Annotated in this window: 28 protein-coding genes and 1 pseudogene; 13 read left to right on the top strand and 16 right to left on the bottom strand. The window is 29.2% G+C overall.

Annotated elements, in window-relative coordinates:
- The first annotated feature begins 9 nt into the window (after nucleotides 1–9).
- Nucleotides 10–615: a hypothetical protein gene (locus tag V3V28_RS08845; protein WP_331364663.1), complete on the top strand. Its 606-nt coding sequence runs from the start codon at nucleotides 10–12 to the stop codon at nucleotides 613–615.
- 5 nt (nucleotides 616–620) lie between these two features.
- Here V3V28_RS08845 and glpQ read toward each other — a convergent pair whose 3' ends face one another.
- The gene (gene glpQ, locus V3V28_RS08840; RefSeq protein ID WP_331364662.1) at nucleotides 621–1,559 is read right to left on the bottom strand and encodes a glycerophosphodiester phosphodiesterase; all 939 of its coding nucleotides are present in this window, start codon (nucleotides 1,557–1,559) and stop codon (nucleotides 621–623) included.
- Between the two features lie 48 nt (nucleotides 1,560–1,607).
- Here glpQ and V3V28_RS08835 point away from each other — a divergent pair, with 48 nt between their 5' ends.
- Nucleotides 1,608–1,847 carry a hypothetical protein gene (locus V3V28_RS08835; RefSeq protein ID WP_331364661.1) on the top strand — a complete coding sequence of 80 codons (240 nt, stop codon included), beginning with the start codon at nucleotides 1,608–1,610 and terminating at the stop codon, nucleotides 1,845–1,847.
- On the opposite strand, the gene V3V28_RS08830 is transcribed toward V3V28_RS08835, so the two are convergent.
- The 3 genes from V3V28_RS08830 to fbp all read right to left on the bottom strand — a co-directional run bounded on the left by V3V28_RS08830 (nucleotide 1,844) and on the right by fbp (nucleotide 4,701).
- The gene (locus V3V28_RS08830; RefSeq protein ID WP_331364660.1) at nucleotides 1,844–2,818 is read right to left on the bottom strand and encodes an endonuclease/exonuclease/phosphatase family protein; all 975 of its coding nucleotides are present in this window, start codon (nucleotides 2,816–2,818) and stop codon (nucleotides 1,844–1,846) included. The two genes, V3V28_RS08835 and V3V28_RS08830, sit on opposite strands and share 4 nt — an antisense overlap.
- 154 nt (nucleotides 2,819–2,972) lie before the next feature.
- The gene (locus V3V28_RS08825) at nucleotides 2,973–3,578 is read right to left on the bottom strand and encodes a superoxide dismutase (protein WP_331364659.1); all 606 of its coding nucleotides are present in this window, start codon (nucleotides 3,576–3,578) and stop codon (nucleotides 2,973–2,975) included.
- Nucleotides 3,579–3,690: 112 nt separating this feature from the next.
- Nucleotides 3,691–4,701, bottom strand: coding sequence for a class 1 fructose-bisphosphatase (fbp, locus tag V3V28_RS08820; RefSeq protein WP_331364658.1), 1,011 nt, complete (start codon nucleotides 4,699–4,701; stop codon nucleotides 3,691–3,693).
- Between the two features lie 216 nt (nucleotides 4,702–4,917).
- On the opposite strand from fbp, the gene V3V28_RS08815 reads away from it, so the two are divergent.
- The 3 genes from V3V28_RS08815 to V3V28_RS08805 are packed head-to-tail and all read left to right on the top strand — an operon-like array spanning nucleotide 4,918 to nucleotide 8,518.
- A complete protein-coding gene (locus V3V28_RS08815; RefSeq protein ID WP_331364657.1) occupies nucleotides 4,918–5,397 on the top strand; it encodes a GNAT family N-acetyltransferase in 480 nt (159 codons plus the stop codon).
- Nucleotides 5,398–5,399: 2 nt separating this feature from the next.
- Nucleotides 5,400–6,653 (top strand): aspartate kinase, encoded by a 1,254-nt coding sequence (locus V3V28_RS08810; protein WP_331364656.1) that lies wholly within the window; start codon nucleotides 5,400–5,402, stop codon nucleotides 6,651–6,653.
- 53 nt (nucleotides 6,654–6,706) lie between these two features.
- Nucleotides 6,707–8,518: a lysophospholipid acyltransferase family protein gene (locus V3V28_RS08805; protein WP_331364655.1), complete on the top strand. Its 1,812-nt coding sequence runs from the start codon at nucleotides 6,707–6,709 to the stop codon at nucleotides 8,516–8,518.
- Between the two features lie 125 nt (nucleotides 8,519–8,643).
- Here V3V28_RS08805 and V3V28_RS08800 read toward each other — a convergent pair whose 3' ends face one another.
- The gene (locus V3V28_RS08800) at nucleotides 8,644–8,778 is read right to left on the bottom strand and encodes a hypothetical protein (RefSeq protein ID WP_331364654.1); all 135 of its coding nucleotides are present in this window, start codon (nucleotides 8,776–8,778) and stop codon (nucleotides 8,644–8,646) included.
- Nucleotides 8,779–8,958: 180 nt separating this feature from the next.
- Between V3V28_RS08800 and V3V28_RS08795 the strand changes: the two genes are divergently transcribed.
- From V3V28_RS08795 to V3V28_RS08770, 6 genes are all read left to right on the top strand, one after another.
- Nucleotides 8,959–9,318: a phage holin family protein gene (locus V3V28_RS08795; protein ID WP_331364653.1), complete on the top strand. Its 360-nt coding sequence runs from the start codon at nucleotides 8,959–8,961 to the stop codon at nucleotides 9,316–9,318.
- A 93-nt stretch (nucleotides 9,319–9,411) separates the two neighbouring features.
- Nucleotides 9,412–10,734 (top strand): trigger factor, encoded by a 1,323-nt coding sequence (tig, locus tag V3V28_RS08790; RefSeq protein ID WP_331364652.1) that lies wholly within the window; start codon nucleotides 9,412–9,414, stop codon nucleotides 10,732–10,734.
- A gap of 163 nt (nucleotides 10,735–10,897) precedes the next feature.
- A complete protein-coding gene (clpP, locus tag V3V28_RS08785) occupies nucleotides 10,898–11,560 on the top strand; it encodes an ATP-dependent Clp endopeptidase proteolytic subunit ClpP (protein ID WP_331364651.1) in 663 nt (220 codons plus the stop codon).
- 82 nt (nucleotides 11,561–11,642) lie between these two features.
- Nucleotides 11,643–12,881: an ATP-dependent Clp protease ATP-binding subunit ClpX gene (gene clpX, locus V3V28_RS08780; protein ID WP_331364650.1), complete on the top strand. Its 1,239-nt coding sequence runs from the start codon at nucleotides 11,643–11,645 to the stop codon at nucleotides 12,879–12,881.
- Between the two features lie 127 nt (nucleotides 12,882–13,008).
- Nucleotides 13,009–15,042, top strand: a complete 2,034-nt coding sequence (gene dnaG, locus V3V28_RS08775) for a DNA primase (protein ID WP_331364649.1) — start codon at nucleotides 13,009–13,011, stop codon at nucleotides 15,040–15,042.
- A 102-nt stretch (nucleotides 15,043–15,144) separates the two neighbouring features.
- Nucleotides 15,145–15,276, top strand: coding sequence for a hypothetical protein (locus V3V28_RS08770; protein ID WP_331364648.1), 132 nt, complete (start codon nucleotides 15,145–15,147; stop codon nucleotides 15,274–15,276).
- A 63-nt stretch (nucleotides 15,277–15,339) separates the two neighbouring features.
- Here V3V28_RS08770 and nadE read toward each other — a convergent pair whose 3' ends face one another.
- Nucleotides 15,340–16,128 carry an NAD(+) synthase gene (nadE, locus tag V3V28_RS08765; protein ID WP_331364647.1) on the bottom strand — a complete coding sequence of 263 codons (789 nt, stop codon included), beginning with the start codon at nucleotides 16,126–16,128 and terminating at the stop codon, nucleotides 15,340–15,342.
- Nucleotides 16,129–16,187: 59 nt separating this feature from the next.
- On the opposite strand from nadE, the gene gldB reads away from it, so the two are divergent.
- Together gldB and gldC are read left to right on the top strand one after the other, a co-directional pair.
- Nucleotides 16,188–17,147 (top strand): gliding motility lipoprotein GldB, encoded by a 960-nt coding sequence (gene gldB, locus V3V28_RS08760; RefSeq protein WP_331364646.1) that lies wholly within the window; start codon nucleotides 16,188–16,190, stop codon nucleotides 17,145–17,147.
- Nucleotides 17,147–17,482, top strand: coding sequence for a gliding motility protein GldC (gene gldC / locus V3V28_RS08755; RefSeq protein ID WP_331364645.1), 336 nt, complete (start codon nucleotides 17,147–17,149; stop codon nucleotides 17,480–17,482). The genes gldB and gldC overlap by 1 nt, the downstream gene beginning before the upstream one ends.
- A gap of 140 nt (nucleotides 17,483–17,622) precedes the next feature.
- Here the strand turns inward: gldC and V3V28_RS08750 are convergent, their stop codons facing one another.
- The 10 genes and pseudogenes from V3V28_RS08750 to V3V28_RS08710 all read right to left on the bottom strand — a co-directional run.
- Nucleotides 17,623–19,104: an OmpA family protein gene (locus V3V28_RS08750; protein ID WP_331364644.1), complete on the bottom strand. Its 1,482-nt coding sequence runs from the start codon at nucleotides 19,102–19,104 to the stop codon at nucleotides 17,623–17,625.
- Between the two features lie 72 nt (nucleotides 19,105–19,176).
- The gene (gene folK / locus V3V28_RS08745) at nucleotides 19,177–20,301 is read right to left on the bottom strand and encodes a 2-amino-4-hydroxy-6-hydroxymethyldihydropteridine diphosphokinase (protein ID WP_331364643.1); all 1,125 of its coding nucleotides are present in this window, start codon (nucleotides 20,299–20,301) and stop codon (nucleotides 19,177–19,179) included.
- 219 nt (nucleotides 20,302–20,520) lie between these two features.
- Nucleotides 20,521–20,703 (bottom strand): hypothetical protein, encoded by a 183-nt coding sequence (locus tag V3V28_RS08740; RefSeq protein WP_331364642.1) that lies wholly within the window; start codon nucleotides 20,701–20,703, stop codon nucleotides 20,521–20,523.
- A 501-nt stretch (nucleotides 20,704–21,204) separates the two neighbouring features.
- Nucleotides 21,205–21,402, bottom strand: a complete 198-nt coding sequence (locus V3V28_RS14680) for a hypothetical protein (RefSeq protein WP_442957527.1) — start codon at nucleotides 21,400–21,402, stop codon at nucleotides 21,205–21,207.
- A 315-nt stretch (nucleotides 21,403–21,717) separates the two neighbouring features.
- Nucleotides 21,718–22,449 (bottom strand): DUF4097 family beta strand repeat-containing protein, encoded by a 732-nt coding sequence (locus tag V3V28_RS08735; protein ID WP_331364641.1) that lies wholly within the window; start codon nucleotides 22,447–22,449, stop codon nucleotides 21,718–21,720.
- Between the two features lie 62 nt (nucleotides 22,450–22,511).
- On the bottom strand, nucleotides 22,512–23,327 hold the full coding sequence (locus tag V3V28_RS08730) for a hypothetical protein (RefSeq protein ID WP_331364640.1): 816 nt from the start codon (nucleotides 23,325–23,327) through the stop codon (nucleotides 22,512–22,514).
- A gap of 14 nt (nucleotides 23,328–23,341) precedes the next feature.
- Complete coding sequence (locus V3V28_RS08725; RefSeq protein WP_331364639.1) at nucleotides 23,342–24,100, bottom strand: hypothetical protein; 759 nt, start codon at nucleotides 24,098–24,100, stop codon at nucleotides 23,342–23,344.
- Nucleotides 24,097–24,633 (bottom strand): RNA polymerase sigma factor, encoded by a 537-nt coding sequence (locus V3V28_RS08720; RefSeq protein WP_331364638.1) that lies wholly within the window; start codon nucleotides 24,631–24,633, stop codon nucleotides 24,097–24,099. The genes V3V28_RS08725 and V3V28_RS08720 overlap by 4 nt, the downstream gene beginning before the upstream one ends.
- A gap of 183 nt (nucleotides 24,634–24,816) precedes the next feature.
- Nucleotides 24,817–25,230: a large conductance mechanosensitive channel protein MscL gene (gene mscL / locus V3V28_RS08715; RefSeq protein WP_331364637.1), complete on the bottom strand. Its 414-nt coding sequence runs from the start codon at nucleotides 25,228–25,230 to the stop codon at nucleotides 24,817–24,819.
- A 60-nt stretch (nucleotides 25,231–25,290) separates the two neighbouring features.
- A pseudogene (locus tag V3V28_RS08710) lies at nucleotides 25,291–25,397 on the bottom strand (IS982 family transposase); the annotation flags it as partial.

The following is a 25,397-nucleotide window of genomic DNA, read 5'->3' as shown; positions in this document are numbered from 1 at the left end:
AAAAGTAAGATGAGAACAAATAGTTTTACAAATAATATGAATAAAAAATCTAACAATGAGTTAGAGAATATTCTTGCAGAAAAAAGTAATTATACAGATGAAGCAGTACAAGCTGTTATTTGGGAAATGGAAAACAGAGGCTTATTAGAGAAATCATTAATTGATTCTGATGAAGTTCATGAAAAAGATATTCCTGTAGAAGTTTTAAAAGAAGACGAAAGTTCTTTTAAGAAATTTGAATTACCTATATTATATTCGAAGAGCGCAATACTAGGTTTTACAATGTTTTTTAGTACAATTTTTGGAGCTGTATTATTGATGTCTAATTTAAAGGCTATGAAAAAGCCAAAAGCAAGAATAGAAGTGCTTGTCTTTGGAATTGTATATACAATTTTCACGTATTTTATTTTAAATTATATACCCAGAAATTTTTTATTCACGTTAATTTTTAATGTTATTGGTTATGTCGTTTTATCAGAATATTTTTGGAATAAATATTTAGGAAAGGATTTAAAACTTGAAAAGAAACAGATATCTAAACCCTTAATTATTTCACTATTAATTAGTACTCTTCTTGTTTTTATAATTTTGTTACCAGTAATTTTAGCTGCTTAATTTTTTTAGTTTAAAAACTCCACAACCAAATCTGGGAAATCTGTAAAAGCACCATCAACACTTGCATCAATTAACAGCGTTTGCATCATTTCTTCAAAGGATGAAAATTCGTCTAAAGCATCAGCTCTAAAAGTATAAGGATGTACTTTTAAACCCAATTTATGAGCACCAGCAACTAAAGAAGTGAAAGTAAATTTATCATCTACTTTTTTGTCTAAAAGTTGCTTATACCAAGGTCCAATTCCGTTGGCATAAGTTGCAAAATGTTGTAGGTTTTTTACTTCTTCTGGAAACTCCATTAACTGAACTAAAAATAATTCTGATTTTAATTCTACACGAATTCTTTCTAATTCTTTGGCATCAAAACATTGTAAAATACAATTGTCTTGTTTGTTTTTATAACCATAATCAGCAAGTGTTTTTAAAATAATTTTTGTTAAGTCTTTTCCTTCCTTTTTATGAAATTCAGGATCTTTAATTTCTGGATAAATTCCTATATTTTTCCCTGTAGATTTATTTAAACCTTGTATCAATTCAATTTCTTGTTCAAAAGAATGGAGCTTAAAATTTCCTTTTCCTTTCGGAAAACGATTTTTATAAAACTGCTCGCTAGTTTTTGGGTTAAAACGTTCAGAAACTCTTAAAGTTTGTAATTCTTCAAATGTAAAATCGATTACATAATATCTGTTGTCTTTTCTTTTTTTAACTGTAAATTTTGTAGCAACATCAGTAACATCATCCAAATAGATATCATGAATAACAACAGGAATATTGTCTTTACTCAATACCAAATCTTGCTCAATAAAATCAGGATTCATTGCAAAAGCCATTGCTTTAGCTTCCATTGTATGTTCTGGTAAATAACCAGAAGCGCCTCTGTGAGCAATTACTATTTTTTTGTTCGTTTTCATTTTTTGTCTGGTTGAATGTACTCTTGGAGACAAGTTAATTTTAATTAGAAATTAAAGATAGACTTTTTGTAGTTTTGCAATATGAAAAACCTAATAATAATACTATTTATTATCTTTTTAGTTTGGATGGGAGTAGGAGCCTATTTAATAAATACAGAACACGATAAAGCAGAAATTGTAATGGGTTTAGGTATTTTTTATCTGGCATTTTTGTTTATGCCTTTGTTTATTTACTATAGATACAGAGATGGTAAATACAAGAAATATATATTAAATGACCAGAAATTAAAAGATGCTTTTAATCAACAAGGAAAAGATTAATCTTTCTTTTTCAAAAAAGCATATACTGGAAAATGATCTGAAAACCCACCTTGATACCAAGGACCAATATAAGTTCTAAACGGACTTCCTTTCAGTTTTCCTTTTATCACTTTTAACCATTTTTTATTGAAGATTTCTGCGTGTTTAAAATACATTTTTCCATCTTCTTTCTCTAAAAAGTTTTTGCTAAAAATAATTTGGTCGAATAAATTCCATTTTTTATTATACGTTAAACTTCCAGTTTTTTCTCTGTCTAACATTTTTTCCATTGGGTTGTAAAAATTGTCTGAAACCAATGTTTTTATACTTTTACTTGTTGGATCATCATTAAAATCTCCCATAATAATAATTTTAGCATCATAATGTTTTGCCTCAATTACCTCAACAATGGTTCTTGCTAATTTTGCAGCTTCAATTCGTTTGTACTCAGACTCTTCAGTTCCTTCCCTTCTAGATGGCCAATGATTTACGATAATATGTACCAATTCACCGTTTAAATTTCCATAAACTACTAAAACATCACGCGTGTAATCTCTTTTGCCTCTTTCATCTTCTAAATACAGAGGAAAATGTTCTGAACCTAATAACTCAAAGAATTGCTTATTGTATAATAAAGCAACATCAATTCCTCTATCATCAGGAGAATCATAATGAACAAAATCATAGTGATGCTTTTTTAAGTTTGTAAAATTTACCAAATCTGATACTACTTTTGCGTTTTCTACTTCTACCAAACCAACAATCGCTGGCGGATATTTAGAACGGTTCATTCCTAATTGAGAAATTACTGAACCTAATTTTTTTATTTTTATTTTATAACGTTTATAGTTCCAACGATTTTTTCCTTCTGAAGTAAAATCATCATCAAAAGTTTTTGGGTCATCTTCAGTATCAAACAAGTTTTCTACATTGTAAAAACCAACAGTTGTAATTTTTTTACTTTGCTTATAAGATGATATTGATGGAAACATAAAAAGGGTTTTAATTGTAAATGTAGCTAAATTTTAGAACCTTATTGAAAATTTTAAAAAACATAAAAAAAGCATCCAATTAATTGGATGCTTTTTATTTTAATATTATAAAATCACTCATTTTATGAGTGAGATGTTTTAAAAGGTTTGGCCTTTATTTAGCTTCAGCGTAACGTCTTTCAACTTCGTTCCAGTTAATTACATTAAAAAATGCATTAATATAATCTGGTCTTCTGTTTTGGTAGTTTAAATAGTAAGCATGTTCCCAAACATCTAAACCTAATATTGGCGTTCCTCCACAACCATTTGGCATTAAAGGATTGTCTTGATTTGGAGTAGAACAAACAGAAACTTTTCCACCTTTATCTACACACAACCAAGCCCAACCAGAACCAAATTGAGTTGCAGCAGCTTTAGAAAAAGCTTCAATAAAAGCATCTTTAGAACCAAATGCTGCTTCAATAGCATCTTTTAATTCACCAGAAAGATAACCTCTATCATTTGGGTTTAATACAGACCAAAATAAAGAATGATTAAAAAAACCACCACCATTATTTCTTACTGCACCATTACTTAAGTCTAAGTTAGCAAGAATATCTTCAATAGATTTTCCTTCTAAATCTGTTCCAGCAACAGCAGCGTTTAATTTTGTTGTATATCCGTTATGATGTTTTGTATGGTGAATTTCCATAGTTCTTGCATCAATATTTGGTTCTAAAGCATCATATGCAAAACCTAATTCTGGTAATTGAAAAGCCATGTTTTTATTTTTAAAGAGTTAAATTAATTTCTTGTCCGCACAAATTTAACCATAATAATATGGTTTTACAAGAAGTTAGTGTTTTGTTAATTTATAGTGATATAGAAATGTCTTATTCGCCAAACTCACGCATAAAAGCTTCCGCTTTCTCTACCATGTTTTTACTTCCACAAATAAACGGAACTCTTTGGTGTAATTCAGTAGGTTTTACATCCATAGTTCTTGTATAACCATCTGAAGATTTACCATTTGCTTGTTCTGCAATAAATGCCATTGGACTACATTCATACAATAAACGTAATTTACCATTAGGATTTCTAGAACCTTTAGGATACATGTAAATTCCACCTTTAATCATATTTCTATGAAAGTCTGAAACTAAAGAACCAATATACCTACTTGTATATGGTCTTTCTCCTTCTTCTTCCTGACAATATTTTATGTATTTTTTTATTCCTAATGGAAAATCTAAATAATTTCCTTCATTTACAGAATAAATATTTCCGTCTTCTGGGAAAGTCATGTTTGGGTGCGATAGATAAAAAGTACCTATTGCTGGGTTTAGTGTAAAACCATTTACACCATCACCAGTTGTGTAAACTAACATAGTAGAAGTTCCATAAACAACATAACCAGCAGCAACTTGTTCGCTTCCTTTTTGTAAAAAGTCTTCTATTTTAACAGGAGTTCCTGCAGGAGTTACACGTCTAAATATAGAAAATATAGTTCCTACAGAAACATTTACATCTATGTTAGAAGAACCGTCTAAAGGATCAATTAAAACTACATATTTATTTTGATGATTCTCATCTTGACTATTTATTGTAATAAAACTATCTTCTTCTTCACTTGCAATACCACAAACAATATTTCTTTTTGTTAGTGTTTGTATAAACTTATCATTGGCATAAACATCTAACTTTTGTTGATCTTCACCTTGTATGTTTGTATCTCCTGCAGCACCCGTAATATCTACTAAACCAGCTTTATTTACTTCATGGTTTACAACTTTTGCAGCTAATCTAATAGAATTAATTAATCTAGAAAGTTCTCCAGAAGTATATTTAAATGAATCTTGATTTTCAATAATGAATTCACCTAAAGTTTGATTTTTATTCGCCATTTTTAATAGATTTTTTAATCTTACAAAGATGCTAAAATTTCCCTTACTACATCGTTTTCGTATTGTTTTTTTTTCGCAAAAAAGACCTTTAATGATTCTCTATTAGAAAATTTGTCATTTTTTTAAAATTTAAACAAATTAAAAATAAATGTTCAAAAAGTTAAAATATTTTTAAGAGATATCAAATAAAGTATCTTTGACCAAAATTTACAAGCAATGAGTTTTATAGTTAGAGAAGGGCAAGAAAAAGATGTGCAATCGGTTTTAGATTTAATTACAGAATTGGCAGTCTTTGAAAAAGAGCCAGATGCTGTAGAAGTTACAGTAGAAAATTTATTAAAAGATGGATTTTCTAATAACCCTAAATTTAAACTTTTTGTAGCAGAAGAAAATACGGTAGTTATTGGTATTGCTTTGTTTTATGAACGTTATTCTACTTGGAAAGGAAAAACAATTCATTTAGAAGATTTAATGGTAACGCAAAGTAAAAGAAAAATAGGAGCAGGAAAAGCATTGTATAAAGCTGTTTTAAATTATGCTTATGAAAACGATTTTAATAGAGTTGCTTGGGAAGTTATAGATTGGAATACCAACGCAATTGAATTTTATAAAAGTACAGGAGCAACCTATTTACATGATTGGTCTGTAGTGCAAATGAACAAAGAAAATTTAGCAAAATTTATTCAAAATAATTAGAAATGAAAATTTTTAAATTTGGTGGAACGTCTATAAAAGATACAAAAAACATTAAGAATATTGCCAGTATTTTAGAAAGCGAAGGAACAGAAAATACACTTGTTGTTATTTCTGCAATGGGAAAAATGACAAATGCTTTTGAAGATGTTGTAGATACTTATTATAGCAAGTCTGAAAAATTATCCGAAAAGTTGAATTTTATTGAAGAATATCATAAAAATATGATGAATACTCTTTTTGATGAAAATGATGAAATTTACAACGTAGTAAACATTCTTTTTGGAGAGTTAGGTTGGTTTTTAGCAAGAAATACATCACAAAGATATAATTATGTCTATGACCAAATTATTTGTTTTGGTGAATTATTATCTACAAGAATTGTAAGTGCATATTTAGCTAAAATAGGTGTAGAGAATACTTGGTTCGATGTAAGAAACTATATTAAAACAGATAGTACTTATAGAGATGCAAAAGTAAATTGGGAACTTACTGAGGATAATATCAAAAGAAAAATTGACAAGCAAAAACTAAACATTACACAAGGTTTTATTGCTGCAAATGATACAGAAAATACAACTACATTAGGTAGAGAAGGTTCAGATTATACCGCAGGTATTTTTGCATATTGTTTAGACGCAGAAAATGTAACTATTTGGAAAGATGTACCAGGAGTTTTAAATGCAGATCCAAGAGTTTTTACAGACACAACTTTGTTAGAGCAAATATCTTACGAAGAAGCAATAGAAATGGCGTTTTATGGCGCTTCTGTAATTCATCCTAAAACGTTACAACCATTAGAAAGAAAAGAAATCCCTTTATTAGTCCGTTCTTTTATCAATCCAAAAGAAGCAGGGACTACAGTTTCTAAAGGAACAAAATTAGTACCTTATACACCTTGTTTTATTGTAAAGAAAGATCAAATTTTAGTATCTATTTCTGCGTTAGATTTCTCTTTTATGGTAGAAACTAATATCAGTTTTATCTTCCAGAAATTACATGATTATCAATTGAAAGTAAATTTGATTCAGAACTCTGCGATTAGTTTTTCTGTTTGTATTGATAATAAATTTAATAGATTTGATGCTTTTTATGAAGAATTAAAAAAACAATTTAAAATTGATGTTCAGAAAAAGGTAGATTTATATACAGTTCGCCATTTTAACGAAAATGCAATTGCAGGTATTGAGGCAAAAGGAAAATCTTTATTAACGCAAGTAAATAAGGAAACGATTCAAATAGTTTTAGTAACAAATTAAGAATTAGATATTTCTTTTTTTCGTACATTTGCATTTACGTCTAATCGTAATTTATGGCATTAGTAACATCAAAAGAAATTTCACAAGTAATTGGTTTGCAGAAGCTTGGGTTTTTGGGAACCTTTGTAGGTTGGATTTTATTAAGAATTCTTCGCATATCATCTATTAATAAAATTTACGATAATAATAAAAACAAGACCGATTTAGATTTCTTAAACGGAATTCTAGACGATTGTAATATTAAGTTCGAAATTCCAGAAGAAGATTTAAAAAGAATTCCAAAAGATGGCGCTTTTATTACTGTTTCTAATCATCCTTTAGGAGGAATTGATGGTGTTTTATTACTAAAATTACTGATCGAAAAAAGAGCAGATTATAAAATAATTGCCAACTTTTTACTACATAGAGTAGAACCTTTAAAGCCTTACGTTATGCCAGTAAATCCTTTTGAAACAAGAAAGGATGCAAAATCTAGTGTTGCCGGAATTAAAAGTGCATTGTTACATTTAAGAGAAGGTAAACCTTTAGGTATTTTTCCTGCGGGAGAAGTTTCTACTTATAAAGATGGAAAATTAAATGTAGATAAACCTTGGGAAGAAGGAGCTGTTCGTTTAATTAAAAAAGCGAATGTACCAGTAATTCCTATTTATTTTCATGCCAAAAACAGTCGACTTTTTTATTTTTTATCAAAAATATCGGACACTCTAAGAACTGCAAAATTACCCTCTGAAGTAATGTCTCAAGGAGGTAGAGTTATTAAAGTTAGAATCGGAAAACCTATTTCTGTAAAAGACCAAAACGAGTATAAAGACATTCCTGCATTTTATGAGTTTATAAGAAAGAAGACTTACATGCTGGCAAATCCTTTTGAGAAAGCACATAAATTACTTTCTACACAAAATTTAAAAATCCCTAAAAAGCCTGCTAAAAAAATAACTACACAAAGAAATTCAGATTTATTTGTAAAAGAAATAAACACTTTAAGAGAAAAAGAAGGCAGATTATTAGAAAGTAAAAATTATGAAGTATTTTTTGCAAGCGCAAAAGAAATCCCTAATTTATTACATGAAATTGGTAGATTACGCGAAATTACTTTTAGAGCTGTTGGTGAAGGAACCAATAAAGAAATAGACTTAGATAAGTTCGATAAATATTACCACCATTTATTATTGTGGGATAGAGAAGCAGGTCGTTTGGCTGGCGCCTACCGAATGGGACTTGGAAAAGAGATTTATAAAAAATACGGAATCAACGGTTTTTATGTTCAGACTTTGTTTAGAGTTGAACCAGAATTGCATCAAATGATGAGCAATACCATAGAAATGGGTAGAGCTTTTATTATTGGCGAATATCAGCAGAAACCAATGCCGTTATTTTTATTATGGAAAGGAATCGTACACGTAACCTTGCGTTATCCAGAATATAAATATTTAATGGGCGGCGTTTCTATTAGCAATCAGTTTTCAGATTTCTCAAAATCGTTAATGATTGAGTTTATGAAATCTCATTATTATGATCCTTATGTGGCTCAATATATTTATCCGAAGAAAGAATTTAAGGTAAAATTAAAAGATGGCGACAAAGATTTTGTATTTGATGCAACCAAAGCAGATATGCAAAAGTTCGATAAAATTATTGATGAAATAGAACCAGGAGCATTAAGAATTCCGGTTTTAATTAAAAAGTACGTCAAACAAAATGCACGTTTGGTTGCGTTTAATGTAGACCCTAAATTTAACAATGCAGTAGATGGTTTAATGTACATTAAAGTTGCAGACATACCAGAAAGCACCGTAAAACCTGTAATGGAAGAGTTTCAAGCAGAGTTAGAGCGCAAAGCTACAGAATTGCAGAATAATAAATAATTTTTTTATTTGGGCGTTACCCGAAAAGGGTCGGGTTTCCGTTTCAAGTCCTCGGTCGTTCCTCCCTGTGGGCTTTTCACTGCAATCCCTAACGCGTGCTTGTTTATATAAGTACGTTTTTCTTATTACTTTTTATCATATTTATCTATTAAACCATGAAACATATCTTCCGTTGGAAAATACATTTTTAAATTCTCATCATATTCTATTAAGTTTTCTAATTCAGCACTTATGCTTGAAGTTCTTAAGTATTTTGCCATTTTTAATTTTAGTTACAATTTTTTTTAATGTTGCACAACGTTTTAATGTTTCATAAACGTAGTTAACGAAGTTAACAGAATTTAAGTTGTAGAAACAAACCAAAAAAACAAAACCTGCCAAAATTTCCGAGTTCTTCCTTTGGTACAGTTTTCGCTTTTAACATATCAAATTAAAAGAGTATGAAAACATTTTTAAAAATATTATTAACAGCATTAGCAGTAATTGTTTTAGCTAATATATTATCTGGTATTTCAGTAGCAGGTTACACTTCCGCAATTATTGTTGCTATTGTAATTGCATTGTTAAATATGATTGTTAGACCTTTATTAATCTTTTTTACATTACCAGCTACTATAGTAACTTTTGGGTTATTTATTTTTGTAATAAACGCAATTATAGTATTATTGGCAGATAAATTAGTAGATGGTTTTGCAGTTTCAGGGTTTTGGACAGCATTATTATTCAGTATTTTACTATCCATTTTTAGGTCGGCATTATTTTCATTACTAAAAGACGATAAAAAAACAATCAGAAACTAAACAAGCTTACTGAAATAGAAGTATTTAAACATTTGTGCAATCAATTAAAATCATTAATTTTGCACTCCATTTTTCAAGATAAAAGAACAAGAAATGAATATTACAAAAGAAAACATAGATGCGTTAAACGCAGTTGTAAAAATTGATATTATTGCAGACGATTATCAAGCAAAAGTATCAGAATTGTTAACAGATTACCGAAAAAAAGCAGATGTTCCTGGTTTTAGAAAAGGTCATGTACCAATGGGAATGATCAAAAAACAATACGGAAAATCTATAATGATAGATGAGGTTAATAAGCTTTTACAAGCATCTTTAAATAAATTTATAGCAGACGAAAAATTAGAAATGTTAGGTAATCCATTACCTAGAATGACTGAAGATTTTAATTGGGATGCAGAAACTTTTTCTTTTGAATTCGAATTAGGTTTAGCACCAGAATTTACGATAGATTTAAAATCTAAAAAGAAAGTTACAAAATATAGTATTGTTGCAACAGATAATTTATTGAACGAAGAAGTTAAGAATATTCAAACTCGTTACGGAAAAGTAAGTGCAATAGATGAAGCAACAGAACACGCTAATGTTACTGGCACTTTTGTAAATGAAGAAAAAGAAATCAACAATAAATCTACTTTTTTAGTAAACGACCTTAAAGGGAAGAAAAACGAAAAGAAAGTAATAGGCGCTAAAGTTGGCGATGTTATTGAATTAGATACAAAGAAATTATTTGAAAACGATCATAAATTACAGCAAATTTTAGGTGTAGAACATGATGTAATTCACGATTTAGATGTTACTGTATCTTTAACTGTAGAAGAAGTTACAAAAACAGAACCTGCAGATTTAGATAAAGAATTGTTCGATAAATTATTTGCAGATGGTTCTGTAAGTTCAGAGTTAGAATTAAGAGAAAAAATTAAAGAAGACGCAGAAAAGCAATTCAACCAACAAGGAGATCAACAATTATTAAATGCAATAACAGAGCATTTAGTAGAAAACACAAAGTTTGATTTACCTGCAGATTTCTTAAAGAAATGGTTAGCAACTGCCGGTGAAAAACCATTAACAGCAGATGAAGCTGAAGCAGAATTTAATAAATCAGAAAAAGGTTTACGTTACCAATTAATTGAAGGAAAGATTATGAAGGAAAACGATATTAAAATAGATTATGCAGAATTGGTAGACTATGCAAAAGGGTTTATCCGCACGCAAATGGCACAATTTGGTAACATGAATCCAGAAGAAAAAGAACTGGATGATATTGCTGGTAGAATCTTACAAAACCAAGAAGAAGCTCAAAAATTACAATCTCAATTAATTAGTAATAAATTATTGACTTTTTATAAAGAGAATATGAACTTTAAGACAAAAGAACTTTCTTACGAAGACTTTATCAAAGAGGTTTATAAATAACGGTTAAAGACTGTTTTCAGAATTACACTCTGTTATTTATTACAGAGAATAAAAATAGAAAACCTGAATTGTTAGATTCAGGTTTTTTTAGCGACAAACTGAAAGATAATAGTAAGAAATAGTTCTTATATTTACATTTCAATCATTAAAAATAATCACGAAGATGGATTACGGAAAAGAGTTCGAAAAATATGCAACAAAACATCACGGAATTAATAGCACACATTTTGGTAAAATAACAAGTAGTTTAACGCCTTACATTATGGAAGAGCGTCAAATGAACATTACTCAAATGGATGTTTTTTCTCGTTTAATGATGGATAGAATTATCTTTTTAGGAACAGGAATAAATGATCAAGTTGCTAATGTTATACAAGCGCAATTATTGTTTTTAGAAAGTTTAGATGCAAATAAAGATATTTCAATTTATATAAACTCTCCAGGTGGAGGTGTCTATGCTGGTTTAGGTATTTATGATACAATGCAGTTTATAAAACCAGACGTTGCAACAATTTGTACAGGTATGGCAGCTTCAATGGGTGCTGTTTTAATGTGTGCAGGTGCAGAAGGTAAACGTTCTGCATTGCCGCATTCTAGAATTATGATTCACCAACCTTTAGGTGGTGCACAAGGGCAAGCTTCAGATATAGAGATTACTACAAGAGAAATTTTAAAGTTAAAAGATGAATTGTATGCAATTATTGCAAATCATTCTGGGCAAACTATAGAAAAAGTACATAATGATTCTGATAGAGATTATTGGATGAAAGCAGACGAAGCGAAAGCTTACGGAATGATTGATGAAGTTTTAGCAAGAAAAAAATAAAACAGTATATAGTTGTTAGCAATTAATTTTTAGTAAACAAACAAGACTAAAACTAATTACTAACAACTAAAAACTATACAAAATGTCAAAAGAAGAAAATTTAGAGTGTTCATTTTGCGGACGTAAAAAAGCAGAAACAGATTTGTTAATTGCAGGTATGGACGCGCACATTTGCGATAAATGTATTGAGCAAGCACACGGTATTGTAGAAGAAGAAGTTTCTGAATCAAAAACGAGTGGTTTATCAAAAGATTTAATGCTTAAAAAACCCTTAGAGATTAAAGAGTTTTTAGATCAATATATTATTGGTCAATTAGAAACTAAACGCTCTATGGCAGTTGCTGTTTATAATCATTACAAAAGGTTATTACAGACAAAAGACGATGAAGATGATGTAGAAATAGAAAAATCTAACATTGTTTTAGTTGGTGAAACAGGAACAGGTAAAACGTTAGTAGCAAAAACTATTGCAAGAATGCTAAACGTACCTTTTGCTATTGTAGATGCAACCGTTTTAACGCAAGCAGGTTATGTAGGTGAAGATGTAGAAAGTATTTTAAGTAAACTACTACAAGCTGCAGATTACGACGTAGAAAAGGCGCAGAGAGGTATTATTTTTATAGATGAAATTGATAAAATTGCCAGAAAAGGAGACAACCCATCAATAACTAGAGATGTTTCTGGAGAAGGTGTTCAGCAAGCATTATTAAAATTATTGGAAGGAACCGTTGTTAATGTTGCTCCAAAAGGAGGAAGAAAACATCCTGAACAAAAATTTATAGAAGTAGATACCAAAGAGATTTTATTTATTGCAGGTGGTGCATTTTCAGGAATTGAAAGAATTATCAGTAAGCGTTTAAATATGCAAGCTGTTGGTTACAGCGCTTCCATTGACGATGATAAAATTGATGAAGAAAATTTATTACAATATATAATTCCTTCAGACTTAAAAAAGTTTGGTCTAATTCCAGAAATCATTGGTCGTTTACCAGTCTTGAGTTATATGAATCCTTTAGATGCAAAAACCTTAAGAGCAATTTTAACAGAGCCAAAAAATGCTATAATTAAACAATATTCTAAATTGTTTACAATGGATGATGTTGCGTTTTCTATAGAAGAAGAAGCATTAAATTACATTGTAGAAAAAGCAGTAGAATATAAATTAGGCGCAAGAGGATTACGTTCTTTATGTGAAGCAATTTTTACAGATGCCATGTTCGATTTACCAAGTTCAGATGAAAAAGAATTTAAGGTAACTAAAGAATACGCAGAAGCAAAATTGACAAAAACTGCACTTAAAAAATTAAGAGCTGCTTCTTAATATTTAAATATATACTTTAAACCTCACTAATTTAGATTAGTGAGGTTTTTTAATTTAAGTAAGTATACAACTTATCAGAAAATATGGTTTTCTTATATTTGTTTTTACTTTCCAATAAAACCAATTAATGATATCCAGAAGTTCCATAGACCGTATTTTCGAATCTGCAAGAGTAGAAGAGGTTATTGGTGAGTTTGTTCAGCTAAAAAAAGCAGGAAGTAACTTTAAAGGCTTAAGTCCGTTTACAGATGAAAAATCGCCTTCTTTTATGGTGTCACCAGTAAAACAAATTTGGAAAGATTTTTCTACTGGAAAAGGAGGGAACTCTGTTTCTTTTCTAATGGAACATGAACATTATTCGTATCCAGAAGCATTAAGATGGTTGGCCAAAAAGTACAATATAGAAATTGAAGAAACCGAACAAACTTCTGAAGAGAAGGCTCAAATGAACGAACGCGAAAGCATGTTTATGGTTTCAACTTTTGGTAAAGATTATTTTCATGATTTAATGCTAAACTCTAATCTTGGTAAAGCAATTGGTTTGTCTTATTTTAAAGAACGTGGTTTTAGTGATGAAACCATTAAAAAGTTCGAGCTAGGATATTGTTTAGATGAATGGGATAATTTTACAAAAGCAGCTTTAGCAAAAGGCTATGATTTAAAATATTTAGCTTCAACAGGTTTATCAATTGTAAAAGAAAACAAGCAATTCGACCGTTTTAAAGGACGCGTTATGTTTCCGATACATTCTATGTCAGGTAGAATTTTAGGTTTCGGAGGCCGTATTTTAACGGCAGATAAAAAAGCAGCTAAATATTTAAATTCACCCGAAAGTGATATTTACCATAAGAGTAAAATCTTGTACGGAATTTATCAAGCAAAAAAAGAAATAGCAAAACAAGACAATTGTTTTTTAGTTGAAGGTTATACAGATGTAATATCTTTTAATCAATCTGGTGTAGAGAATGTTGTAGCTTCTTCTGGTACCGCCTTAACGTCTGATCAAATTAGATTAGTTAATAGGTTAACAAAAAATATTACCGTTCTTTTTGATGGTGATGCCGCAGGAATAAGAGCTTCCATTCGTGGAATCGATTTAATTTTGGAGCAAGGAATGAACGTAAAGGTTGTTCAGTTTCCAGATGGTGAAGATCCAGATAGTTTTGCAAAATCGCATTCAGATGCTGAATTAAAAGCATATTTAGAAACAGCTGCGCAAGATTTTATCAACTTTAAAGTATCACTTTTATTAAAGGATTCTAATAATGATCCTATTAAAAAAGCAACTGTAATTAGAGATATTGTTATGAGTATTTCTAAAATTCCAGATGGCATTCAAAGAGAAGTTTATGTACAAGAGTGTGCCAGAATTATGGATATTTCTGAACGCGTTTTGTTTAGTGAATTGGCGCAATTATTAAAAAAAGCAACTTTAGAAAAAAACAAACCTAGTAGGCAACAAAATAGAACACAACAAAATAATTCGCAACAAGATCCTAACGAGCCGCCACCAGAATATTTTATGGAGCAAGAACAAGCTCAAATGGGCTTGGTTAAAGGCGGGCCAGTTTCTATACATAAAATAGATCAGCTTTCAATTTTAGAAAACGAAATTATTAAGATTTTACTTTTATACGGAAATGAAGAAGTAGAGTTTATAGAAGAAGTAATTAATGTTGATGATAGAGGAAAAGAATCTATTACTTTAAGAAAATATGAGAATACAGTTTCTGCTGAAATTTATGTGCATTTACATGAAGATGAAATTGCTTTTTCAAATGTAACTTTTCAAGAGATTTATAATGAAATTATCCATCAATTAAATCAATTAGAAAAATTAGATATTGATGGATTAATAAACCATAAAAATTCAGAAATTTCTACTATTGTAACTTCTGTTTTAATGGAAAAAGAAAATCCTAATAGACAGTTAAGTGATTGGGAAGGACAAAACATAGAAGTAAAGTCAGTTTTAGAAGTTTTAGCAAAAGATGTTAGCGATGTTGTCTATAATTTAAGACGCGTATTAATTGGTGAGAAAATAGAAGAATTGATGAAAGAAGCTACTCAAGACCAAGCTGTGACTATAGATCTAGAAGTAATTAGAAACTATACAAATTTGAAAATGAGGCTCTTTGAAAAGTTAAATAGAGTTGTTTAATGTTATTAAATTGTAAAAAGGGGTATTTTCCCCTATTGCTATAATTTACGAATAAATTGTTTTTTTGTATATTGCACTTGCTAAAGAGAAAAATATATTATTATGAAAAGACTTTTACAACTTTTAAAAATTGTTCAATTATTCATTTTTTTACCTTTTGAAATATCTAAAGGATCTAAAAAAAGAGCTTATTTAAGAATCAAAAAAATGATGGTTGCAGCAAATTTACTTTAGATAAAATCAAAAAAAAAAGAACCTTAATTTCAATTAAGGCTCTTTTTTAAAAAAAATAATATGTTATTTTAATTCTTGTGGAATTTCACAAACTGGAATAGGAACCATTTTATGTTGATTAATTCTGTTCAGTCTTTCATAAATTTTAAAGACTTCTTTTTTTCTATCAGAGAAATCGTTTTCAGTTTTGCCTTCATCTTGCGCTTTCATTGCCCATTCTAATTCATCGTAAGAAGCACCAATTTGATCTTCGTCAGTTCTGCTATCGCCAAATAAACCATCTGTTGGTTGTGCTTTTTGAATAGAGTTAGGGACACCTAAATAGGTAGATAATTCATAAACTTCAGATTTCATTAAATCTGCAATCGGACTTAAATCAACACCACCATCACCATATTTTGTGTAAAAACCAACGCCAAAATCTTCCACTTTATTACCAGTACCAGCAACTAAATAACCATGTAAACCTGCAAAATAGTATAAAGTTGTCATTCTCAATCTTGCTCTTGTGTTAGCAAGTGATAATGCTACTGTAGCAGAATTTTCTACTTTAGGAACCCCATTTTTAAAGTCTTCAAAAGTAGACGTTAAATCTACTCTTACTTCAGAAACGTTTTTAAAATTATTTTTTAATTGTTTAATATGTTCTTCTGCTCTTGTAACTTGACTCTGTGCTTGGTGAATTGGCATTTCTACACAAAGTGTTGGAAAGCCTGTCTTTGCACATAAAGTTGAGGTTAATGCAGAGTCAATTCCACCCGAAACACCAACTACAAACCCTTTTACTTTTGCATTTTCTGCATAGTCTTTTAACCAATTTATAATATATTCTGCAACTTTATCGGTCTTCATATATAAACTATTTTAGTATTTTTATCGTTTTATAATCGTAACAGCAAGATACAAAGTTTATGAGATTTTTTATAGGGGTACTTATTGTTTTATTTTTTTTTTCATCTTGTAATTCGGATAAAAAAAATGATGTTGATGTTTCTGAAATAAAGGTTAATTTTTCTGTGGATAGATTCGATGTAGACTTCTATTCTGCAACTAAACAAACATTACCAAAAGTTAAAGGGAAGTTTCCTTTCTTCTTTCCTAAAGAAATTACAGATAGTATTTCTTTATCAAAAATAACAAATAAGGATGAACAAGAATTATTTACTGAAACTCAAAAAAGATATAAAGATTTTTCATCAACAGAAACCGAATTAAAGAGTTTATTTAAACATGTAAAATTTTACAATCCTACATTTAAATCGCCCAAAGTAATAACAATGCTAACTAATATTGATTATGATAGTAGAGTTATATACGCAGACAGTTTACTTATTATTTCTTTGGATGTTTATTTAGGAAAGAATCATAGATTTTATGCAGATTATCCCAACTATATTAAAGAAAATAATACAAAAGAACATTTAATTGTAGATGTTGCTAATGCTATAATTAGTAAACAGATGTCGCCTTCGGTAAATAGAAGTTTTTTAGGAAAAATGATTGAAGAAGGTAAAAAGATGTACTTGTTAGATATGTATCTGCCAGCCATTTCTGATAAAGAAAAAATAGGTTATGAGCAAGATAAACTAAACTGGTCTACTTCAAACGAAGAACAAATTTGGATGTATTTTATGGAGAAAAAATTACTTTTTAGTACCGATACTAGATTGAATAAAAGGTTTTTAGAAACGGTCCCTTTTTCTAAATTTTATATGGAACACGATAATCTATCACCAGGAAAAATTGGTACTTGGGTAGGTTGGCAAATTGTACGTTCTTATATGAAGCATAATGATGTATCTTTGCAAGAATTATTGAAAATTAATGCAATAGATTTATTTAATAAATCTAAATACAAACCAAAAAAATAATGTCAGTTAATCATACTTCAGAAATTAAATTTAAAATAGGTCTAGATGAAAATAAAGTTCCCGAAGAAATTTCTTGGACAGCAAAAGATGGCGGAATAGATAATGAAGAATCTAAAGCGATTATGATTTCTGTTTGGGATTATAAAAAGAAAGATACTTTACGTATGGATCTATGGACAAAAGATATGCCGGTTGATGAAATGAAACAATTCTATCATCAAACATTAGTTTCTATGGCAGAAACTTTTGAACGTGCAACAGATGATCATAAAATGGGTGCAACGATGCGTGATTTTTGTGAATATTTTGCGGAGAAGCTAGAGTTAAAGAAATAATATATTTTTCTTTCTATAAGTAAAAGAGTGTTTATTATAAAAATAAACACTCTTTTGCATTCAGTCTTATTTATTTTAAACTAAAAAGAGACTAACTTTTAAGTTAGCCTCTTTTTATATTTTAATAGTTTTTTTGAAATTTAATCTAAACCGCCTTCTGGTTTAATTTCAACTCTTCTATTTAATTGTCTACCACCGGCATTGCTATTAGAAAATTTAGGTCTAGACTCTCCAAATCCTTTAGACTCTAATCTATCATTGGCAATACCTTGTTTTACCATATACTTTCTAACAGAAGCAGCTCTTTTTTGAGATAAATATAAATTATATCTATCGCTATTTCTATCATCTGTATGACCTTCAATAACAAACTTAACATCTGGTATTTGTTTCATTAATGTTATAATCTTATCAATTGTAGAAAATGAAATACTTTTAATTCTATCACTATTTGTATCAAAGTAAATACTTGCAGCAAGTAAACCAATTTGTTGGGTAACGTTACTTGGTTGAGTTGTTTCTTGTTTAGGACAACCTCTGTTTTCTACTGTACCAGGAGTGTTAGGACATAAGTCTTTACCGTCCATAATTCCATCGCCATCAGAATCTACATTTAAAGGACAACCTTCATTAGATAATGGTCCGTATTCTAAAGGACATTTATCTTTATAATCTGGTAGACCATCTTTATCTGAATCTACAGGTTTACCATTACCATAAACCATTACACCAGCAGGTGTATTAGGGTCTATATCTAATTGATCCATTACACCATCTTTATCGGTATCAATAATCTTGAAAGCGTCTCCGCCACCATTACCTTGATCTCCCCAAATAGTAAATATTTTTTTCTTTCCTAACTTAACAGTTGCACCTATACTTGTAACAAAAAATGTTTCCCAATCTTGTTTTCTAGAAATTGCTGCATCTAAATGATCTTCATAATTAAAGTACATACCCGTTCTAAATTCTAAATCAACAAGTTTGTTAATTCTTCTTTTTATACCAAGTTGTGCAGATAAGTAAATTGAACTTGCTTCATTTACACTGTTTCTTGCGGGGTTTTTACCAAAATCTGCATCTGGTATTTTTATATTATCACCATTCTTATATTCATACAATGATGAATTATATTGGTGGTAACCAATACCAAAATAACCGGCTGCATGCCATTTACTTGCTGTAGTTTGATATAGGTTGGTAAAACTAAAAATTAAATTTAGTTCTGCACCATACGCTCTACCTTTAAAGTTTGTATTGTTTAAATCAGTAACACTTTCTGCATACTGAATATTATAATAAAGACTTGAGTTGTTAAAATATTGAGCACCACCAGAAATTTGGCTATAAGTTGCTTTTAATTCTAACCCTAATAAAGGGTTAAACATTTTATCTACATATAAGAAACCACCAAAATTTAGGTAATTAGTGTCATCTCCTGTACCAATAGAACGCAAATCTCCATGCATAATAAAGTTACTGAATCCACCACCAACAGCCCAACTGTTAGAGTTTTCTAAATCAATTCTGTTTCCGTAAGTAATTTCGTCAGTAGTAAATTGACCAAATGATTTACTTGCTACTAAGCAAGTAAATAAAATAAATATAAAAATTCTCCTCATTAGATTCTAGTATATTCTTTGTTTAACATTTTTTGGGGGAATTATATAAGTTGCAAAAGTATAAAATTTATTTTAAAATTCCTTAATTTTATTAATTATGTATTTGTAATCATGTTTTTTGTTTACAAAATCTAATTCCGATACATCTATAATTAATGAATTTAAGTTTTTCTCTGTGTTTATAAAGCTTTTATAACCACTATGTATTTTTTTTAAATACTCAGATTTAATGTTTTGTTCGTAACCTCTACCTCTATTTTTAATATTTTCTAACAATCGTTCTGTATTTTGGTACAAATAGACATACAAATCTGGCTTTGTAATTTCTTTATACATTAAATCGAACATTTTTCTATAAAGGATATATTCTTCTTTCTGAAGCGTTACTTGTGCAAATATTAATGATTTAAAGATATAATAATCTGAAATTATAAAATTTTTAAATAAGTCGAATTGCGCTAAATCATCGCTCAATTGTTGATATCTATCGGCTAAAAAACTCATTTCTAAAGGAAATGCGTAACGCTCTTTGTCTTCATAAAATTTAGGTAAAAAAGGATTGTCTGCAAAACGCTCTAGAACCAATTTCGCATTAAATTCTTGTGATAACATTTTTGCCAAAGAAGTTTTACCTGCACCAATATTTCCTTCAATAGCGATGTAATTATATTTTTCTGAAATTGGTATTGGACGAACTAGTTGTTCATCAATTTTTAAAATTTCTGAAGAATCATTACAATTTTGTAAGCATATCTTTAATTGTTTTTTTTCTATAGGATGAATTACATTATCTGCAATTTCAACTAATGGAACCATTACAAATTTACGCTCTAACATTTTAGAGTGCGGAACAATAAGAGATTTTGAAAGTATAATATCATTATTAAACAATAAAACATCAATATCTATATTTCTATTTTGATACTCTTTAGTGTTTGTTTTTAGTCTGCCTAATTCACTTTCAATATCTAAAACCGTATTTAATAAAGTTTCTGGTGATAAAATTGTAGTTACTTTAATACAAATATTATAAAAATCATCACCAGAAAAACCCCATGAAGCAGTTTTATAAATAGATGATATTTTTTGAATAACACCAACTTTATCGTCAATATGATTTATTGCGTTTTGTAGGTTCTCAAGTTTATTTCCTTGATTTGTGCCTAAAGATAAATATGTAGTATTTTGTATTTTCATTAAGAATTACAAAGAAAATAAAAGCATTTTATATAATAGCTATAAACAAAAAAAATACTTAAATATTTTGAATTCTATTTGTTATTTACAAATGTTGGCAGTAGGCTTTTCTTATTCATTGTATTTCTTGCCAGTTGCATACTCGTAAGATTTAATTACAATAATTTTCGCTATTTCAATTTCGTCTTCATTTTGAGGTGCATATACTAAAAACCTCTTTTACGCCTTGGTCATAATACATATGCCTAATTCCCCATTTTTAGTGATAATTTCATTTTCTACATCAGTACCAACAACGGTATGGAAACTTCCATCTAAATGAATATGTGTAAATTCTCTACCACCAGAAGGAGGCATAAACGCATCAATATGTCCAATATTTTCATTTTCGTCTAGCGACATTGCAGTTGATGTTGGAACAGAAATTCGTGTTGGTTCTTTTCTAACCTTATGGAAAGTAGTAAATATCCTATCGTGAAATCTTTGATAAATCTCTCTCGGACTTTTGTCCGAAAATTGAAGTTGTGGTGGAGTTTCTCCTTTTCTTTCTGGTAAATTAAATTTTGCTCGCTCATAATTGTATCTTTTTTGTTACCATCAATTTGATTAGTTATCAATATTGTTAGTACTATTAAGTGAATAATTCCTTTACGCAAAAATCAATTATTTATGAGTAAGAAAAAATAAGGTATCTTAATAAAATTTAAAAACTCAGGTGCGATACCAAGATAACTTGCAATGTTTTTTTGTGAAACCCTTTGTAAAAGAGTAGGGAACTTTGTTGAAAAATGTTTGTATCTTTCAATGGCTGTTAGTGACAAGTTCTGGACAAGTCTATTTTGTTGAGCTATTACTGCACTTTGATACAATGACCTTGTATAACTAGAAAATACTTCTGATTGTTCAGTCAGATTTTTTCCAATCATTTTTATTTATAGCAAAAACGACAGTATTTTCGAGAGCTTGGATTGAATAAGCAGCGTTTGTCTGGTTTATAAAACGTTGTAAATCTCCACACCACCAATTTTCAATGGAAAACATAATAGTATGCTCAATTCCATTTAAGTCAGAAATAAAAGTTCTTACACAACCATCAACAATAAAAAATTAATATTTAGATACAATTCCATTTTGAAGTAGGAATTCTTTTTTCTTAAAGGTTTTAAGTACAAAACAATCTTTGATTTCTGCTTCTTGTTCAGAAGTTAAATTAATTTCTTTATATGTGTAATTAATTTATTCAATTCGAGGTGTTTTTCAGCTTACAGCCTAACGTTAATATTGATATGAATCGTTTTAATGACTTATATCAATAGTTAACGAAGCTAACAGGAAATAAGTTTAGAAACAAACCAAACAAAAAACAACCATCTTAATAAGAAAATGGTTGTTTAATAATGAACTCAAATTAATGCTTTAAATCTTTCGTAAGAAAATATCTCCGCTAATGGTATTTAGCTTTAAATAAGCAGTTCCTTTATTTATGGTTGCTTTAATTCTAGAACCATAACCGCTTTTTCTTTTTTTATCAAAATCGATATCCAAATCAGAATATAGGCTGCCAGTTAAAGTTTTTGCTTCAAATTTTGCGTCAGTAACATAAATATCTATATCACCGCTTATGGTTTTTAAACGCATGTCTTTAGAGTGTTTCTTAATGGTGATGTTTCCGCTTATTAAATCTAAATTTAACTGGCCAACATACCTTTCTGCTTCTACATTACCAGAAATACTTTTTATTTTTAATTCCATATTTTTAGGAACGTACACAACATAGTTTACAACAACATTGTTATGGTTAGAACAGTTATTATAACTATTGCAGCCTTCTCCATTATGCGTTATGGTTACATTATTTTTGTGCTTTTTAAATAAATCTCCATAATCTGATGTTATTTTATAAGTACCATTAATTTTATCACTTTTTAAAGAAAATTGCTCGTTTTCCTTATTGTCATTAAGATTTACGGTTGCTTCTACAGAAATTTCACTTTTGTTCCAGTTTTTTACAATAATATTCTGTGCAAATTTTAGATGTATATAAACATCTTCAATGTTTTTACTATCTGTGTTTTTGGTTACTTTTTTTTGTGCTGTAAGATTGTTAAAAGACAATAACAAGCCTATGAATAAGAATAAACTTTTCATTTTTAGTGTTTTAAGTTGTGAAAATTAATTGATTTGTTTTCTGAGTTTAGTTCAGGATAAATTTACTTTTTACGTAAATAAATATTTCCCATAGAAGATTTAATGTAGATTTTTACACCTCCATTATTTAACTTACTATTTATGGTTTTTCTACCGCTTACGTTTTTCATCCCTTTTTTTACAGGAACATCAAAATCGAAATTTGTATAGACAGTTCCTTGTGTTCTCAATTCTAAATCTGCTTTTGTATTTGCTGGTAAAGCAACATCAATTTCAGAAACAGAAGTACTAATAGTTATTGGTGAAGTCTGACTTACTTTGTCAAAATCAATATCAACTTTACCAACATTTGCATCTACAGTAATTGGTCCTGTAACATTTTTCATTTTAATTCCACCAACATTGGCAGATGCTTCTATTTCACCTGTAAAACCTTCCATTTCAATAGAGCCCAAATTACCTGCATCTACAGAAATATTCATAGATTTTGGTAAAGTTACATGTATGTCATGCCTTTGAAAATTAGATTTTAAATCTGTTACGTAGAGTATATTTCCTTCTTTTTTTATTGAAAAACCAAATCCATTAGAATTATCTCTTCCTCCAGGATAAATTGGTGTTAATCCTTTTCTTTTATCTGCTTTTTTATTTTCTTCTTCTTTTTGTCTTTTATTATGAAAGTGATTATCTCCATGATCTTTGTGCTTGTGCTCTTCTTCAGTTAATGTTAATTCTGAAGTATTTCCGGCAGTTAAAACAATTTTGGTTCCACTTTCTAAAACAACTTTATTAATGCCAGATAATGAATGTTTGAATTCTTTTTTTTGTGCTGAAACAACACTTGAAACTAATAATAATAGAATAAATATATTTTTCATGATTTCTTGTTTTTTTATAATAAACTAGGTAAATTTAATTGAACTTGTTGTTTTACGTATTCTGGTGTTTCTTCTTTTTTAAGAATATTTTGCATAGGTTCAATAGCTCTTTTCTCTTGAATTTTTGCTAAAATTTGAATCAATTCTATTTGAACCGATGCATTTTTTTCTGTTTCTAAAGATTTAATTAATGCATCTCTAACCATTAATTCAGATGAGAATTTAGACAACGCTTCTGCTGCAGCAGAACGTACATTTGCATTCTTATCAAAAAATAATCTGTTTATTAATGCATCTATAATTTTGGTGTCTTTCTTTGTAAATTTTTCTGCATTTGTAACTGCTAAAATTCTTTTACTAGCAGAACTGTTTACTAATAAAGCCAATACTTCTTGCTTACTCTCTTGTTCAATGTTTTCCGCAGTTTGTGTTTTATTTGTTTGAAATTTCCCTAATAGAAACGCACTAACAACTAATAGAACACTTGCTGCAACTCTTAAATACGTTTTCCAATCTTGTTTTGATTGTAGTTGTACAACTTTTGGTTGATTTTTATCAATCTCTTGTACTAACATCTTTTCGAAACTTGCACGCAAATTATCTGAAGGAGTTTCCATTTCATCAGTATTTAATACAGATAAAAAAGAGTTCATTTCTTCTAATTCTTGTGTGCAATCTTTGCAAGAATTTAGGTGTTCTTTTATTTCAGAATTTTTAACTTCTGATAAAGAATTTTCTAAATATGCTAACAAGTTGTTTTCGCTACATTTCATTTTGTTGCTGTTTGAAAATATATTTCTTTTAATTTTTTTAATGCTCTATGGGTTTTTACTTTTACTGCATTTTCGCTACTACCAATAATTTGGGCAATTTGCTCGTATTTAATTTCTTGAAAACGATGCATAACAATCAACTCTCTTTCCGAAGTTTTTAGTTGTAACAACGCTTTTTGTAAATGATCTAATTCTTCTTGTCTACTTTCAGAAACCAACACTTCGCTAGACATTGTATTATCATCAATTTCATTGGCACGTTCTTTTTTTGTTTTTTGATAATATGATGAGAAAATGTTGCGAGCAATTGTATATATCCACGCTGCAAAATTTCCATTCTTGTAAGATGTTTTGTACTTAATTACTTTTATAAAAACATCTTGGGTTAAATCTTCACTCACCATTTTATTATGAACCATTTTATTGAAAAAATTATAGATACGAATATGATATCTGTCAAATAGAATAGTTAACATATCTATTTTGCCATTGGCTATTTGCAACATAATTTCCTCGTCAGTTAAATGCTTCAAGGTTTGGTTTTTGGTTGGTTTCTATTCTTAAAACCTTCAATTTACAAAAAGGTTACATTTTTAAATAATTTTTTTATCATAAGAAAAAAACGAGTATTCATTTAAGTGTTTATTTGCCTAAAACTAGGCGCAAAAAAAACTCAAGTTATACTTGAGTTTTTAAATACTTTATGAAATAGATTCTTATTTTTTAGCTAATAAATCTCTAATTTCAGCTAATAAGTCTTCTTGAGTTGGTCCTGCAGGTGCTGCTGGAGCCGCTTCTGCTTCTTTCTTTTTAGATTTGTTGTATGCTTTTACAATCATAAACATTACAAAGCCAATAATAATTAAGTTGATTATTGTATCAATCCAAGCACCATAAGTAATTGCATTCATTGGAGTTGTAACTTTACCAGCAGCATCAACTGTAGCTTCAGATAAAACATATTTCAAGTCTGCTAAACTACCACCGCCCGTAAACATACCAACAACTGGCATAACAATATTACTTACAAAACCTTTAACAACTGCACCAATTGCGCCAGCCATAATTACTGCAACTGCAAATTCAATTACATTACCACCAGTAATAAACTCTTTAAATTCTTTAAACATTCTACTTGATTTTTAATTAGTTATTAGAATGTAAAAGTAGTAAAATAACCCGTTGTGCATTTAAATAATACTAATTTTTAAGTTGTTAATATTTCTATCAAAAGTAAACTTATTAATGAATTGAATAATTGTTAATGAGGTTAATTTTGAGAGTATTCTAGTCTTAA

The sequence above is a fragment of the Polaribacter sp. genome (genome assembly GCF_036480315.1).
Lineage (GTDB): Bacteria > Bacteroidota > Bacteroidia > Flavobacteriales > Flavobacteriaceae > Polaribacter.
This window is presented reverse-complemented; position numbering and strand designations above follow the sequence as displayed.